Source organism: Nocardiopsis sp. Huas11 (genome assembly GCF_003634495.1).
Taxonomy (GTDB): Bacteria; Actinomycetota; Actinomycetes; order Streptosporangiales; family Streptosporangiaceae; genus Nocardiopsis.
The window spans coordinates 2,848,047-2,862,904 of the sequence record NZ_RBKY01000001.1; the positions used below are offsets into that span (position 1 = coordinate 2,848,047).

Sequence of the window (14,858 nt, forward strand, 5' to 3'; positions counted from 1 at the left end):
CGGGGGTGCGTGAGGGTGGCCGAGGTCCCGTGACCGGTGGACGGAGCCGGTGGCGGAGACGCCTCGCCTTGGGCGCGTTCCGCCCTATTCAAAGGCTAAGTGCTGGAAAACGCGCTGTCGATAGGCGTCCACCGGCGGTGGATATCGACTGGAGAACGGTGCGGCGGCACGGGTGAGCGGCATCGGGGCGATACCGGAGTCGTGGTGTGCGACGCGGCCTGTGTTGTTCGTGTGGCCTTTGTGGCGGGAGGTCCGTTTTTAACGGCCGGCTTTCTCTGGAACGTCCGGCTCATAGTTGCGCATCATCATGGAGTTGCATTTGGTGCACATGTGACGGGCCGATCCCGGTGACGACGGCTGCCAGTCGTGCTCGCCACGGGGGCATATCCCCGAGGGGCCGATCGTGCGGGAACGGGCGGGGGCGGGCTGAGCGTCCATGCCGTAACGGTAGCCCGCGCGGGCGCCGCTGCCCAGCTTCCGGGACCGCGTCCTTGTGCGCGTCGCCCCACGGACCCTCCGGGCACGCTCCGACCCGGACCCGAACGGACCTGTGCGCGGTCCGTCGGCGGCCGACCGTCGCGCCGCCCCGGAGCGGGACCGTCGCGCCGCCCCGGAGCGGGACCGTCGCGCCGCCCCGGAGCGGGACCGTCGCGCCGACCCGGAGCGGGCCCGGCGGGGTCGTCCCCCGCGGCCGACCGGATCCCCGTCGGTGCCCGGCCGGAACCGGCTGCGCGGGCCGGCGCGGACCAATAGGTGGGATGACGTGGTCATCCCGGGTATCGTTTGTCCGATCGGACAAACGGGGCGTCCCGGCCGTGGCCGGGCGGACAATCGTGCCTGGTCAAAGACTCAGCGGGGTCTCGAAGCGGTGTTGTTCCACCAACAGGGCATTGTGACCGTGATGACAACCGGACATGATCGCCACTTACATCCACATACCAGCGCGTCAGGGTCTCGGCCGCGCGCTCAAGGAAGGGAGAAGGCATCGTGAACGACTCCGTTCTCGGCTCGATCGCCACCTTCGGCGTGTATCTCGCCGTGATGGTGGCCATCGGACTGTGGGTCTACAGGCGAACCGTCTCGCAGTCGGACTTCGTCCTCGGTGGTCGCCAGCTCAACCCGTGGGTCGCCGGTCTGAGCGCCAACGCCTCGGACTTCAGCGGCTGGCTGCTGCTCGGCCTGCCCGGTGCCATCTACGTGTCCGGCCTCGGTGAGGCCTGGATCGCGGTCGGCCTGGCCACGGGCTTCGCCGGCAGCTGGATCCTGCTCGCCCCCCGCCTGCGCGTCTACACCGAGCGCGTCACCGACTCCCGGGCCGGCGGCGACTCCGACTCGCTGACCCTGTCCTCCTTCCTGGAGAACCGGTTCAACGACCGGACCCGCCTCCTGCGCGGCATCTCGGCCGTCCTGATCATCGTCTTCTACTTCTTCTACGTCGCCTCCGGCCTCGTCGCCATGGCCGCCCTCTTCGACCAGGTCTTCGGCCTGGACCCGGCGCCCGCGATCGCCATCGGCCTGAGCATCGTGGTGCTCTACACCGTGCTCGGCGGCTTCCTCGCGGTCTCCTACACCGACGTCATCCAGGCCGCCATGATGTGGCTGGCCCTGCTGGTCGTCCCGGTCATGGCGGTCGTCGCCCTGGGCGGCTTCGGCGGCGTGTCCGCCAGCGTCGGCGAGAAGAGCGACGGCCTGCTCTCCGTCGTCGGCGGCGTGGCCCTCGAAGGCGAAGCCTGGGTCAACACCGAGACCCTCGGCTGGGTCGTCATCGTGTCCGGCCTGGCCTGGGGCCTCGGCTACTTCGGCCAGCCCCACATCCTCGCCCGCTTCATGGGCATCCGCTCGGTCAAGGACATCCGCGTGGCCGGCGTGGTCAGCGTCACCTGGGCCGTCACCGCCATGGCCCTGGCCGTGCTGGTCGGCTTCATCGGCATCGCCTACTTCGACACCCCGCTGGCCAACCCCGAGCAGGCCTTCCCGCAGCTGATCGAGGCGCTCACCCACCCGCTCGTGGCCGGCATCCTGCTCGCCGCCATCCTCGCCGCCGTGATGAGCACCGCCGACTCCCAGCTGCTGGTCGCCGCCTCCTCGCTCACCGAGGACGGGTACAAGGCCTTCGTGGACCGCGACGCCGACCCGCGCACCCTGCTGTGGATCAGCCGCGGCACCGTGCTGGCGGTCGCGATCGCCGCCGGCGCCATCGCCCTCTGGGGCAACCAGTCCGTCATGGACCTGGTCGGCTACGCCTGGGCCGGGTTCGGCGCCGGGTTCGGCCCCGTCCTCATCCTGGCGGTGTTCTGGAAGCGGATGACCTCGATCGGCGCCATCGCCGGCATGGTCGTCGGCGGCGGCACCGCGATCCTGTGGGACATCCTGGACGCGGCCTACATCGGAACCGGCCTCTACGCCATGGTCCCCGCCGTGATCCTGAGCTTCCTGGCGATCGTGGTCTTCAACGGCTTCGGCCGCGTGACCGGGGCGATGGAGAGCGACTTCGACCGCGTCCAGGCCGAGGTGCGCGAGGCCCGGTCCGGCTCCTCGCCCGACGGGGTCGCCGCGGGCTGACGCCCTTCCGGCGCCGGCCGTTCCCACACGGCCGCAACGCCTCGACCGCAGGCCTGCCGGGCCCGTACCGCCACCGCGGTGCGGGCCCGGAGCCCTCTCTGGCGCACGTGCGCGGTGGAGCGGTAGAACGGTGACATGTCGTCACTGACGAAACACCCCGCCGCATGGACTCGCACCGACGTGCCCGAAGGGCTCGGACTCGGTGCCCTCATCCCCGAGCCCGGCGGCTTCCGCCTGGAGGGGGGCGAGACCGTGGTCGAGGGCGAGGAGCGCTTCTTCACCCGCTTCACGGTCCGCACCGACCTGGCCTGGACGACGCGCGAGGTACGGGTGGAGGTCGTCTCCCGCAAGGGGCTGACCTCCGTCGACCTCACCGCGCGGGACGGCCACTGGACCGACGCCGCGGGCCGGCCCGTCCCCGAGCTCGTCGGCTGCCTCGACGCCGACGTCGCCGCCACTCCGCTCACCAACACCCTGCCCATCCGCCGCCTGGGACTCAGACCCGGCGAGTACCGGGACATCGCCGTCGCCTGGATCGACATCCCCTCACTGCGGATCCGCCGCGTCAGGCAGCGCTACACCCGCCACGCGCCCGAGGACGGTCTGGAGCAGTACACCTACCGCGACCCCCACCACGGCGAGTACCACCTGACCGTCGACGGCGACGGGGTCGTGGTGGACTACGAGCGCTTCGCCCGCCGACTGCGCCCCGAGGAGTGAGCCGTCCGTCCCGCGCGCGATAATCGGCGGGCACACGCACCACACCCACGGGGGACGCAGTGACCGAGACCAACCTGAGCCCGGCCCGCCGCGAGATCATCCGCGACCTGGAGGTCGCCGCCGACTTCGACGCGCGCGCGGAGATCGAGCGCCGCGTCGCCTTCCTCGCCGAGCGGCTGACCACGACGGGCGCCGCGGCCCTGGTCCTGGGCATCAGCGGCGGCGTCGACTCCCTGACCGCCGGCCGCCTGTGCCGCCTGGCCGTGGACCGCGCCGTCGAGGCCGGGCACACCGCGGAGTACGTGGCCATGCGCCTGCCCTACGGCGTGCAGAAGGACGAGGAGGACGCCACGCGCTCCGTCGAGTTCACGGCGCCGGACCGCTGCCTCACCGTGGACGTCAAGCCCGCCACCGACGCCATGGCGGCCTCCCTCACCACGGCCGGCATGGCCTACGAGAGCCCCGCCGCCGAGGACTTCGTCATCGGCAACGTCAAGGCCCGCCAGCGCATGATCGCCCAGTACGCGGTCGCCGGGGGCCTGGGCGGACTGGTGGTCGGCACCGACCACGCGGCCGAGGCCGTCACCGGCTTCTTCACCAAGTACGGCGACGGCGGCGTGGACATCGTGCCGCTCACCGGCCTGACCAAGCGCCGGGTGCGCGCCCTCGCCGCCGAACTCGGCGCCCCGAAGGACCTGGTCGAGAAGGTGCCCACGGCCGACCTGGAGACGCTGGACCCGCAAAAGCCCGACGAGGAGGCGCTCGGTCTGACCTACGATCGGATCGACGACTTCCTGGAGGGCCGACCGGTCTCCGAGGACGTCGAGACCACCCTGGTCGCCCGCTACCGCGCCACCGCGCACAAGCGCGCGGTCCCCACCGCCCCGGACCTCGCCTGACCTGGTGCGATGGCGGTCCTCCTCCGGGGGCTCCCGGACCGGGGGGTGGTGCAGACACTACCGCTGTGGGGTGGGTGGCCCACCGCGGCGGAAGTGGCGCTGCATCCATCGCGCGATCCATGTGCGCGCACCTAGGGTCGTAGTACGGCGCGTTACTCGGTTCGTCCGCGCGTCACGACCCCCTGATCCCGGTCGATACGGCCCATGCGGGCCGCCTGTGCCCACGTGGGCCCACGCGGCCGGGAAGACCAAGGAGCGAGCGATGACCGTGACCGCCGAGTCGGCACCCGAGGGCGCGCAGCAGCCACCCCCCACCGCCCAGTTGCTCCGGATCCCCGCGCAGGGGCGCCGCGGCGCCGGGCGGGACCGTTTCCTGGACGTCATCCGGCTCCTGGTCATGGGGCTGGTCGTGGCGCAGCACTGGTGGCTGCCGACCCTGGTCGGCGACGCGGACGGCCTCACGGTCGGCAGCGTCCTGTCCCATGACGGCGGCTTCCTGCTGACGTGGGGCGTGCAGGTCATGCCGCTCATCTTCTTCGTCGGCGGGGCCGCCAACCTCATCAGCTGGCGTTCCGCCTCCGGACGGGGCACGGCGGCCTCCACGTGGATCGCCCGGCGCCTGCGGCGGCTGGCCTGGCCCGTCGTGCCGCTCGCGGTCCTGTGGATCGTCACCAGCCACGCCATGGTGCTCGGCGGCGTCCCGGAGACGGCGATGGCGGCCGGCTCGGGCGCGGCCGGCATGGTGCTGTGGTTCCTGGCCGTGTACGTGCTCGTGGTCGTGTGCACGCCCCTGCTGTCGGCCGCCCAGGAGCGGTTCGGCTGGCGGGTCACGGCGGCCCTCTTCACGGGGGCGGCCGTCGTGGACGTGCTCCGCTTCGGCACCGGCGTGGAGGCGTTCGGCTTCGCCAACATCGCCTTCGTGTGGCTGGGCGTGCACCAGCTCGGCTTCGCCTACGGCCACGGCGCGATCCGCCGCCCGCACGCCGTGCTGATGGCGGTCGGCGGTGTGGCGGCGGCGCTGACCCTGGCCATCGTCGGCCCCTACTCGCCGAACATGACCGGCGTGTTCGCCCTGGAGTCCTCCAACGTCTCCCCGCCGACCCTGGTGCTCGCCGCCCTGGGCACCGCGCAGGTCGGTGTCGCGGTCCTGCTGCGGGACCGGATCAACGCCTGGGCGGCCCGCCCCGGCCCCGCCCGCCTGCTGGACCGGGTGTGCCCGCAGCTGATGACCGTGTACCTGTGGCACATGGTGCCGCTGAGCGTGATCGCCGGTGTGCTGGTGTTCGGCCTGGGGATGAACACCCCGGAGCCGATGACCGGGGCGTGGGTGCTGTGGGGCGCGCTGGGGACGGTGGCCCTGCTGGCGCTCTCCGTACCGCTGGCCCGCTGCGCGGTCCGGCTGGAGGAGCCCCCGGCCGTGCTGTCCGGAGCCCCCGGGACGGTGCGCGTGCTCGCCGCCGCGGCGCTGGTGGGCGGCGGCCTGCTGGTCCTGACGGTGTCCGGCCTGGGCGTGGGCCTGGTGCCCCTGCTCGGCCTCCTGGCGGTCGTGTCCGGCCTGGCCCTGACCCGCGCACCGCGCCCTCGGGCCACGTCCGTGGCGACCGTGCCGCGCGTGGCGGTCGACCTCTTCCGCTGAGCGGTCCTGCCCCCGTCGAGCGGGTCGGGTCGGCCGGTCCCGTCGGCCCGCGGCCGCACTTGGCCGCGCCCCCGTTCCCACAGGTCACGCCCGAGCCGGTGAAGTCCTTGCCCGTACCGGGGGTGTTCGGGCTTGGAAACGGGTGTCGCCGGGAGGTAGACCGATGTTCATGGATCCGACACTCATCAGTTGTGAGCGCCGGGGCGCCGGGCGCCCCCTGATCTTGCTGCACGGCCTCGGTGACCGGCGCCAGTGCTGGCGCGCGGTGTCGGCGGACCTGCTCCGCGAGTACGAGGTCGTCTGCGTGGACCTGCCGGGTTTCGGGTCCAGCCCGGCTCCGCCCGCCGGTGAGTCCTACGACGTCCACTCCCTGACCACGGCCGTCCAGGAGTTCTGTGCCCTGCACGGATTCGAACGGCCGCACGTGGCGGGCAACTCCCTCGGCGGGGCCATCGCACTCGAACTGGGGGTGCGCGGCGTCGCCGGGTCGGTGACGGTGTTCTCACCGATCGGGTTCTCCGACCCGCTGGCCCGCCTCGGGATGCGCGTCGCCGGCGGCGGGGCCCGCCTGGCCGGCCACGTGCCCCTGCGCTACAAGGAACGCCTGGCCGACACGGCTCCCGCCCGGGCCCTGGCCCGGGCCGTCCTGCGCGGGAACCCCGCCTCGCCCGAGGCCAGGGCGACGCGTTTCGCGGTGCGGGGCCTGGAACCCGGATCGCCCTTCCTGCGGTTGGTCCCCAGGGTCGCCGCGTACTTCTTCCAGGCCCGGCCGATCGCGTGCCCGGTCACGATCGCCTGGGGCGACCGCGACCGCACGCTGCTGCCGTCCAGCGCGGTCGCCGCGCACCTGAGGGTGCCGCACGCGCGGATGGTGTCGCTGATCGGCTGCGGCCACATCCCGATGGCCGACGACCCGGGCTCCGTCGCCGCGCAGATCCGCTGGACCTGCCGCGCCGCCGATCGTGCCTTTGACGCGCTCGCGAGCCCGCGACGGGGCTCTGGGCACTGAGGGGCCCCGTGGCGGTCAGCGCCGGTCGGCCGGGGTGTCGGCCGAGGCGAGCATGACCGAGTCCAGGTAGCACCACGCCCAGGTCTCCCCGGGCTCCACCGAGCGGACGATCGGGTGGCCGAACCGGTCGGCGTGCAGGCCGGCGTGCCGCCCCGGCGAGTCGTCGCAGCAGCCGACGAACCCGCAGCTGGTGCACAGGCGCAGGTGGATCCAGTCGGTCCGTCCCTGGCGCAGGCACTCGGTGCACCCGGCGCTCTTGGGCAGCACCGGCTGGATCGTCCCGGCGTGCGCGCAGGCGGTGTCGGGATCGATCCGGAAGTGGTCGACGGCGGTCGGGTTGGGACGGCCCATGTCCACGTGGTCGATCTTGAGCAGGTCCAGGACGGTCCGCCCCAGCGGCTCCGTCACGGCGCGATGGGTGTCCACCACCCGGCGCACGTCGGCCTCGTACAGCCCCGGGACGTCCGGGGCGTCGGTCGAGCGGACCACGATCGGGACCCCGGGGGCGACGGCGTGCAGGACGTGCGCGATGTGGGTGGCCTCCTCCGCGGAGTTCTCCGCGATGACGATGAGCTTGACCCGCTCCATGTCGACCTCGTGCAGCACGCCGGCCTTGATCGCCTCACCGCGCACGACCGTGTGTCCGAGCGCCTCCGCCTCGGCGGCGAGGTCGGGGCTGAGCGTGGTCACGGTGACCGGGACGCCGTTGACGCTCAGGTAGTGGCTCAGGTTCCGGGCGACCGGCCCCCACCCCGACAGCAGGACGCGGTCGCGGGTGTCGGCGTGGGCCGGGCCCTCTTCGTCGCCGGACGGGGCGGGCGCCGCGCCTTCGGGCAGGCGCCGGGCGAGGGCGCCGCCGAGCGCGCCGAGCGCTGGCGTGGCCGCCATCAGGAGCACGGTCACCGCGACCAGCAGCTGGTCGCCCTCGGCGCCCAGGCCGGCGGGGGTCAGCCCGTAGCCCGCCCCGACCTGTTGCAGGACGAACGAGAACTCGCCGATCTGCGCGAGGAGGAAGGCGGCGCCCACCGCGGTGGGCGCTCCGACCCCCAGGACGGCGACCGCGGTGTAGGCCGTCACCGCCTTGATCACCACGACGGCGCCGGCCGCGATGAGGACCATCCACCACAGCCGCGCCAGGACGGCGACGTCCAGCAGCATGCCGATGGAGACGAAGAACACCGCGCTGAAGATCATCTGCAGCGGCATGATCTCGCTGAGCGCGTGGGCGCTGTGCCGGGACTCGCTCAGCACCATGCCCGCGAGGAAGGCCCCCAGGGCCTCGCTGATCCCGGCGAGCGAGGTCACGTAGGCCACGCCGAGCGCGATGGCCACGATGGTCAGCAGGAAGATCTCCGGCGAGCAGAGCCGGGCGACCCGCTCCAGCAGCGGCGGCATGACCTTGCGCGCCACGAACAGGACGGCGGTCAGCACCAGGGCGGCGGTCCCGAGGGCCCGCGCGATCCCCAGCGCTCCTCCGTCGCTGTCCCCGCCCAGGAGCGGGATCAGGAGCACCATCACGATGATGGCGAGGTCCTGGAAGATCAGCGTGCCCACCGCGGCCTGGCCGACCGGTTGCTGGGTGAGGCCCTTGGCCGCGACCACCTTGAGCACGATCGCGGTGGAGGACAGGGCGACGAGGAAGCCGGTGAAGACACCGATCCGCCAGTCCTGGCCGAAGAGGACGAAGAGCCCGGCCACGACGCTCGTGGTCAGCACCACCTGGACGGTGCCGCCGCCCAGCACGAAGCGCTTGATCCTGGACAGCCGTTCGACGGAGAACTCCGCGCCGATGGTGAACAGGAGCAGCATCACGCCGATGTCGGCCGCGCTGCGCACGGACTCCTCATCGGCGATCAGCCCGAGCTGGTGGGGGCCGAGGAGGACCCCGGCCAGGAGGAAGCCCACGATCGGGACGACCCTGATCCTGACGAAGAGCGCGCCGATCAGGCCCGCCGACACCAGCAGTGCCACGATCGGGCCGAGGAATTCGGGCGTCTCGCCCGCCGCGAGCATCACTGTGGGCCTCCCGTGAAGGTGTGGGGTTCCCGCCATGCGGGCCTGTGCCCCCTTCGGCCCGGTGCCAGGTTCGGTGGTCCCTGGGCCGAAGGGGGCGCTATGGACCTTATCCGGGCCGGGCCGGCGCCCGTCGCACGGGCGGCCCACCGAGGGCGGGGTCGGCGGCCGGCCCCCTGGCCTGCGGTGGGGCCGGACTTCCGCGAAAGCGAGCGCTGGGGATAGCGTGGGGCCGGTGAACCCGACAGGAGGCAGTGGATTGACTCAGGATCGACAGGTGGCTCCGGGCGGCCCCGCGTGGCTGCGCGACCAGGAGCGCGGGCTGTACGCCTTCGCCGAGGGTGCGGCGGTACCCGACGGCTTCGGATGGCTGGACTCGCACGGGCGGGTGGGCCGTGACCGGCCGACCGCCACGTGGATCACCGCCCGTATGACGCACGTGTTCTCACTGGCGTCCCTGCGGGGCCGGGAGGACGCCGGGCGTCTGGCCGACCACGGGCTGGCGGCGCTCGCGGGCCCGCTGCGCGACGCCGAGCACGGCGGCTGGTTCGACGAGGCGCCCGCCGCGACTGCGCTCTGGGAGCGCTCCCAGAGCGCTGCGCCCGCGGCCGGCGACGAGGTCCCCGCGCCGCCGCGCAAGTCCGCCTACGAACACGCCTTCGTCGTCCTGGCCGCGGCCACGGCCACCGTCGCCGGCCGCCCGGGTGCCGCCGCGCTGCTGGCGGAGGCGCTGGAGGTCGTGGAGACCCGGTTCTGGGAGGAGTCCGCCGGGGCGGTCCGCGAGAGCTGGGACGCCGCGTGGACGCGCACCGAGGACTACCGGGGCGCGAACAGCAACATGCACAGCGTCGAGGCCTTCCTCGCCGCCGCCGACGCCACGGGGGACCACCGGTGGACCCACCGCGCCCTGTCCATCGCCGAACGCCTGGTCCACGGCGTGGCCGCCGGGCACGACTGGCGCCTGCCCGAGCACTTCACCGCGGACTGGTCGCCGTTGCCGGACTACAACCGGGACCGCCCCGACCACCCCTTCCGGCCGTTCGGCAGCACCACCGGCCACCTCCTGGAGTGGGCGCGCCTCCTGCTCCACCTGGAGTCCGCCCTCGCCGCGGCGGGCGACCCGGTCCCCGACTGGCTGGTCACCGACGCCGAGCTCCTGTTCGAGCACGCCGTCCGGCGGGGCTGGGCGGTCGACGGCGCCGACGGCTTCGTCTACACGCTGGACTGGGAGGACCGCCCGGTCGTCCGGGAGCGCATGCACTGGGTGGTCGCCGAGGCCACGATGGCCGCCTGGGCCCTGGCCCGGCGCACCGGCGGGGAGCGCTACACCCGCGACTACGAGCGCTGGTGGGACTACGCCGACCGCTTCCACGTCGACCGCGAACTCGGCAGCTGGCGGCACGAGCTCGACGCCGCCAACGCCCCCGCGGCCACCGTGTGGCCGGGCAAGCCCGACGTCTACCACGCCTACCAGGCGGTCCTCCTGCCCCAGGGGGACCTGGCGGCCTCGATCGCGGCCGGCATCCCGACCGCTGCCGAGCCCGCCTCCTCCGACCCCTCCGACCACCCCGAGGTGAGCACGTGAGCCACGGACACCCCCGTCTCCTCGTCATCGGCGAGAACGTCATGGACCTGCTGCCGGCGGGGGAGGACGGCGCCCTCCTGCGCGCGGCTCCCGGCGGCGGCCCCGCCAACACCGCGGTCGCGGCGTCCCGCCTGGGCGTTCCCACCCGTCTGCTGGCCCGCATCGGGTCCGACGGGTTCGGCGACCGCATCCGCCGGCGGCTCCTGGCCGAGGGCCTGGACCCCGCCGGCCTGCTCGCGGCGGAGGAGCCCTCCGCGCTCGCGCTGGCCTCGCTCGGCCCGGACGGCTCGGCCCGCTACGACTTCCGCATGGAGGACGCGGCCGACTGGCGCTGGCGCGCGGGCGAGCTCCCCGAGAAGCTGGAACCCGGTGTGCGTGCCGTGCACGCGGCCTCCATCGCGCTGTTCCGGGAGCCCGGCGCCACGCTCATCGAGGCGATGCTGCGCCGTGAGCACGGGCGCGGCGGCGCCACGATCACCATCGACCCCAACATCCGCCACGAGGTGATCGGTGACCCCGCCTCCGCCCGGGCCCTGGCCCTGCGGCACGTCGCGCAGGCGCACGTGGTCAAGGCCAGTGACGAGGACCTCGCCTTCCTGTACCCGGACCTGACGCCCCGGGAGGCGGTCCGGGCGCTCGCGGCGCTGGGCCCCGCCCTGGTCGTGGCCACGCTCGGCGGGGACGGAGCCCTGGCGCTCTGCCACGGGGAGGAGGTCGCGGTCTCCGCGCCCGAGGTCGAGGTGGTGGACACCGTCGGGGCGGGGGACTCCTTCATGGGCGCCCTGCTGTACTGGCTGGACCGCGCGGACCTGCTGGGCGAGGGCCCCCGGGCCCGACTGGCGGGCCTGGCCGCGGCGGATGTGGAGGACCTGCTCCGCTTCGCCGCGCGGGCGGCCGCCTACACCGTGACGAGGGAGGGCGCGGACCCGCCGACCATCGGGCAGGTGGAGGTGCGTCAGAGCGAGTAGCCGCGGCGGCCGCCCCGGGAGCCCGAGGGCGTCGCCGCCGGAGCGGCGCCCCGGTCGCCGGCGAGGGCGGCCGGAGCACGGGGCCGGGGATCGCACGGGGCCGGCCCGTGCTCCGGGAGCGGCGTCGCACGATGAGGGGTGGATATCAGGTTGTTTCCTCCGCTATGAGGCATTAGTTCCGTTTGTCCTTATCGCGGGGGAGTGCTGTTCGCGCATTACGGCTTGGTAACCGTGGTGTGGCCGGGGTGGGGGCGCGAGGGTGCTCCGCGGCACCCCTTCGCGTGAGTCGCGTCACGCTTGCCTCGCAACGGAACCGCAGGTGGGCCCTCGTCTGTCACACTGGTTCACGCCTCGCGGGTGCCCCTGGCCCACCCCCTCCCGGGCCAGGAGAGACCGTCCCGTGCGACTCCGTGCGGGTATCGGTGAAACGACCAGTGTGCCTGCTCGCACCTGCCGCGATGGGGTTCTCCTGTGAAACTGTGAGCACGTGGCTGGCAGTTACACGGGACCCCCGAGCCTTCGGCTCCGGGGCCGCGAAAACGAACTGAGGCTCCTCGCCGACGCACTCGGCGAAGCGAGGGGTCGACGCGGGGCGTGCCTGCTGCTCTCCGGCGGCCCGGGCCGCGGCAAGACCTCCCTCCTCGAACACACCCGCGCCATGGCCGGTGATTTCACCGTCCTGCACGCCGGTGGCGTCCCCGACGAGTCCGACCTGCCCTTCGCCGGGCTGCAGCGGCTGCTGCGCCCGGTCGAGTCCGTCACCGACCGCGTGGACGCGGACCGCCGGGACCTGCTGCGCCGCACCCTGGGCGGTGGCACGGTCGCCGACGCGGACCGGTTCGCCTTCTACACCGGTGTCCTGGAACTCCTCGTCCTGGCGGCCGAGGAGCAGCCGCTCCTGCTCTGCGTCGACGACACCGACCGGCTGGACGGCCCGTCGCTGGACTCGCTCGCCTTCGTCGCCCGTCGACTGACCGGCACTCCGGTGGCGGCGGTCTTCGCCGCGCACGGCGGTCACGACAAGCCCACCGGGGCGCGGCTGCCCTCCTCCGTCGACGAACCCACCCCTGACGCGCTCATCCCGGGCGTGGCCGAGCACATCGTCGAGCCGCTGCCCGAACGCGCGGTCCACGACATCATCACCGACCACGCGCCCGTCACGGTCGGTTCGGCCGTGCGCACCGCGCTCGTGGCCGCCGCCCACGGCAACCCCGCGGCCGTCCTGGGCTTCCTGCGCTGCCTCACCGACGCCCAACTGCTCGGGGACGACCCGCTCCCCGAGACCCTGCGGCTCGACGGCCGCCTGCGCGCCGACCTCCTCACCCCCTACCTGGAGCTGGCCGAGCCCACACGGCATCTGCTCCTCCTCGCCGCGCTCTCCCGCGAGCCGCGCGCCCATGTCATCCTGGCCGCCCGCGCGGGCGGCCAGGAGGGCGTGGACCGTGAGGCCGGCGAGGCCGCCGCCGCGCCGGGCACGGACGGGAACGCGTCCGAGGGCGCCGACCCGACCATCGCCGACCTGGAGCCCGCCGAGGAGCGCGGCCTCGTGCGCGTGGACGGCGACGCCGTCGTCTTCACCGACCCCCTCCTGCGCGAGGCCATCGCGCAGGGCGGCTCGGCCGGCCGCCTGCGCGCCGCCCACCGGGAGCTCGCGGCGGTCACCGACGCCGAACACGCCCCCGTCGACTTCGCGCTGCACACCGCCTCCGGGACCGGAAGCCCGGACACCGACCTGGCCGCGGCCGTCGCGGAGGCCGCACGGCACGCCAAGCGGCTGGAGGGCTCCCTGGCCGCCTCCTTCACCCACGAGCGCGCCGCCGGTCTGACCCCCGAGTCCGACGAGCGGGCCTGTCGGCTCGCCTCGGCGGCCTACGAGTCCTACGTGGGCGGACGCTCCGACCGCGCCGCCCGGCTGCTCGGCCGCGCGCGCCCCCTGGCGGTCACCGACCGGCGCCGGGCCACCGTCGACCTCATCGACGCCCAGCTGTACATGCGCGGCGGGAACGCCATCGACGCCGCGGACCGGCTGCTGGCCGCGGGCCGCGAGCTCGTCCCGCACGACCACGCGCTGGCCCTGCGCGCCTTCGTCCGCGCCGCCGACTCCGCGTCCCTGGCGGGCGACCCCGTGCGCTTCGGCCGCATCACCGACCTGGCCCTGCCGCTGGTGAAGCCGGACAGCTCGCCGTCCACGCGCCTCATCGGCGCCTACCTGGAGGGGTGCGCGGTCTCCTTCCGCGGCGACTACGTCCACTCCGCGCCGCTGCTGCGCAGCGTCAACGCGCTCGCCGCCGAGATCGACCGGCCCTCGGAACTCATCTGGGCCGGCGTGACCGGTCTGCGCCTGGGCGACGCGCCCTACGTGCGGTCGGTGACCTCGCGGGCCGTGGAGGTCGCGCGCGTGCGGGTCGAGACCGCCAACATCCCGGCCGCCCTGGGGTTCCTGGTCTTCTCGGAGTTCTGGAGCGGACGCTTCCCGTCGGCGGCGGGCACCGCGCTGACCGGGCTGCGGGTCGCCCGCGAGTGCGGCCAGTCGGTGTGGGCCACCCAGCACCTGGCGTCACTGGCCATGATCGCCGCCATCCAGGGCGACGTGGAGACCTGCCGGATCCGGGCCAAGGCCGTGGCCGCCCAGGCGGGCGAGAACAGCCTCGGCCTGGCCTCGGCGCTGGCGGCCTGGGCCCAGGCCGTCCTGGAGCTGTCGCGCGGCAACGCCGCCGACGCGTTCTTCCGGCTGCGCGCGCTCGCGCACGCCGGCCCCGGCCACGGCCACCCGACCATGCGGCTGCTCACCGCGCCCCACTTCGTGGAGGCCGCGACCCGCATGGGGGAGACCGACTGGGCGCACACCTCCCTGGCGGGCTACCGACGCTGGGCGGAGGCGGTGGACAGCCCGGGCGTACTGGCCCTGGCCGCCCGCTGCTCCGGGTTGCTGGCCTGCGGCGACGAGGCCGCGGACCACTTCGAGAACGCTCTGGCCCTGCACCGGGCCTGCGGTGACGACGACGTCGAACACGCGCGCACCCAACTGCTCTTCGGCGCGTTCCTGCGCAGGGCCCGCCTCCCCGGGAGGGCCCGCGAACACCTCTACAACGCGTTGGAGTCGTTCGAGCGCTTCGGAGCCCGGCTGTGGGTGCGACAGACCCGCGCCGAGCTGCGAGCCATCGGGACCTCCGAGCGGGGCCCCGATCCCTCCGCCACCAGCGAGCTGACCGCTCAGCAACAGCAGATCGCCCGGCTCGTCGCGGAGGGGGCCACCAACCGCGAGGTGGCCGCGCACATGTTCATCAGCCCGCGCACGGTCGAACACCACCTGCGCGGCATCTTCCGAAAGCTCAACATCAGGTCCCGGGTGGACCTGGCACGCCTGTTCAACTGACCGCGCCGGACCGGCGCCGACCGGGAAGGTGACGGTCGGTCCGGTGGACGGCGGGACGGTGCGGTTCGATCACGATCCCGTACCAACTGG

9 protein-coding genes are annotated in these 14,858 nt (G+C 73.8%); 8 read left to right on the forward strand and 1 reads right to left on the reverse strand.

Annotated features, from left to right (window positions below):
* The first annotated feature begins 987 nt into the window (after positions 1-987).
* From putP to DFP74_RS12830, 5 genes are all read left to right on the forward strand, one after another.
* The gene (gene putP / locus DFP74_RS12810) at positions 988-2,562 is read left to right on the forward strand and encodes a sodium/proline symporter PutP (RefSeq protein WP_121181911.1); all 1,575 of its coding nucleotides are present in this window, start codon (positions 988-990) and stop codon (positions 2,560-2,562) included.
* A gap of 135 nt (positions 2,563-2,697) precedes the next feature.
* The gene (locus tag DFP74_RS12815) at positions 2,698-3,282 is read left to right on the forward strand and encodes a putative glycolipid-binding domain-containing protein (protein ID WP_121181912.1); all 585 of its coding nucleotides are present in this window, start codon (positions 2,698-2,700) and stop codon (positions 3,280-3,282) included.
* A gap of 59 nt (positions 3,283-3,341) precedes the next feature.
* Positions 3,342-4,181, forward strand: coding sequence for an ammonia-dependent NAD(+) synthetase (gene nadE, locus DFP74_RS12820; protein ID WP_121181913.1), 840 nt, complete (start codon positions 3,342-3,344; stop codon positions 4,179-4,181).
* A 262-nt stretch (positions 4,182-4,443) separates the two neighbouring features.
* Complete coding sequence (locus DFP74_RS12825; RefSeq protein WP_121181914.1) at positions 4,444-5,817, forward strand: acyltransferase; 1,374 nt, start codon at positions 4,444-4,446, stop codon at positions 5,815-5,817.
* A gap of 169 nt (positions 5,818-5,986) precedes the next feature.
* Positions 5,987-6,826 carry an alpha/beta fold hydrolase gene (locus DFP74_RS12830; protein ID WP_121188215.1) on the forward strand — a complete coding sequence of 280 codons (840 nt, stop codon included), beginning with the start codon at positions 5,987-5,989 and terminating at the stop codon, positions 6,824-6,826.
* A gap of 15 nt (positions 6,827-6,841) precedes the next feature.
* On the opposite strand, the gene DFP74_RS12835 is transcribed toward DFP74_RS12830, so the two are convergent.
* Positions 6,842-8,839, reverse strand: a complete 1,998-nt coding sequence (locus DFP74_RS12835) for a cation:proton antiporter (protein ID WP_233570949.1) — start codon at positions 8,837-8,839, stop codon at positions 6,842-6,844.
* 259 nt (positions 8,840-9,098) lie between these two features.
* Between DFP74_RS12835 and DFP74_RS12840 the strand changes: the two genes are divergently transcribed.
* The 3 genes from DFP74_RS12840 to DFP74_RS12850 all read left to right on the forward strand — a co-directional run bounded on the left by DFP74_RS12840 (position 9,099) and on the right by DFP74_RS12850 (position 14,768).
* Positions 9,099-10,424, forward strand: coding sequence for an AGE family epimerase/isomerase (locus DFP74_RS12840; RefSeq protein ID WP_121181916.1), 1,326 nt, complete (start codon positions 9,099-9,101; stop codon positions 10,422-10,424).
* The gene (locus DFP74_RS12845; RefSeq protein ID WP_121181917.1) at positions 10,421-11,392 is read left to right on the forward strand and encodes a carbohydrate kinase; all 972 of its coding nucleotides are present in this window, start codon (positions 10,421-10,423) and stop codon (positions 11,390-11,392) included. The genes DFP74_RS12840 and DFP74_RS12845 overlap by 4 nt, the downstream gene beginning before the upstream one ends.
* A 487-nt stretch (positions 11,393-11,879) precedes the next feature.
* On the forward strand, positions 11,880-14,768 hold the full coding sequence (locus tag DFP74_RS12850) for a LuxR family transcriptional regulator (protein ID WP_121181918.1): 2,889 nt from the start codon (positions 11,880-11,882) through the stop codon (positions 14,766-14,768).
* Positions 14,769-14,858 lie beyond the last annotated feature (90 nt).

Bases quoted from the DNA above. Each gene is read 5' to 3' on its own strand.
- DFP74_RS12825 (WP_121181914.1), top strand. From the start codon at position 4,444: ATGACCGTGACCGCCGAGTCGGCACCCGAGGGCGCGCAGCAGCCACCC.
- DFP74_RS12815 (WP_121181912.1), top strand. From the start codon at position 2,698: ATGTCGTCACTGACGAAACACCCCGCCGCATGGACTCGCACCGACGTG.
- DFP74_RS12830 (WP_121188215.1), top strand. From the start codon at position 5,987: ATGGATCCGACACTCATCAGTTGTGAGCGCCGGGGCGCCGGGCGCCCC.
- DFP74_RS12835 (WP_233570949.1), bottom strand. From the start codon at position 8,839: ATGCTCGCGGCGGGCGAGACGCCCGAATTCCTCGGCCCGATCGTGGCA.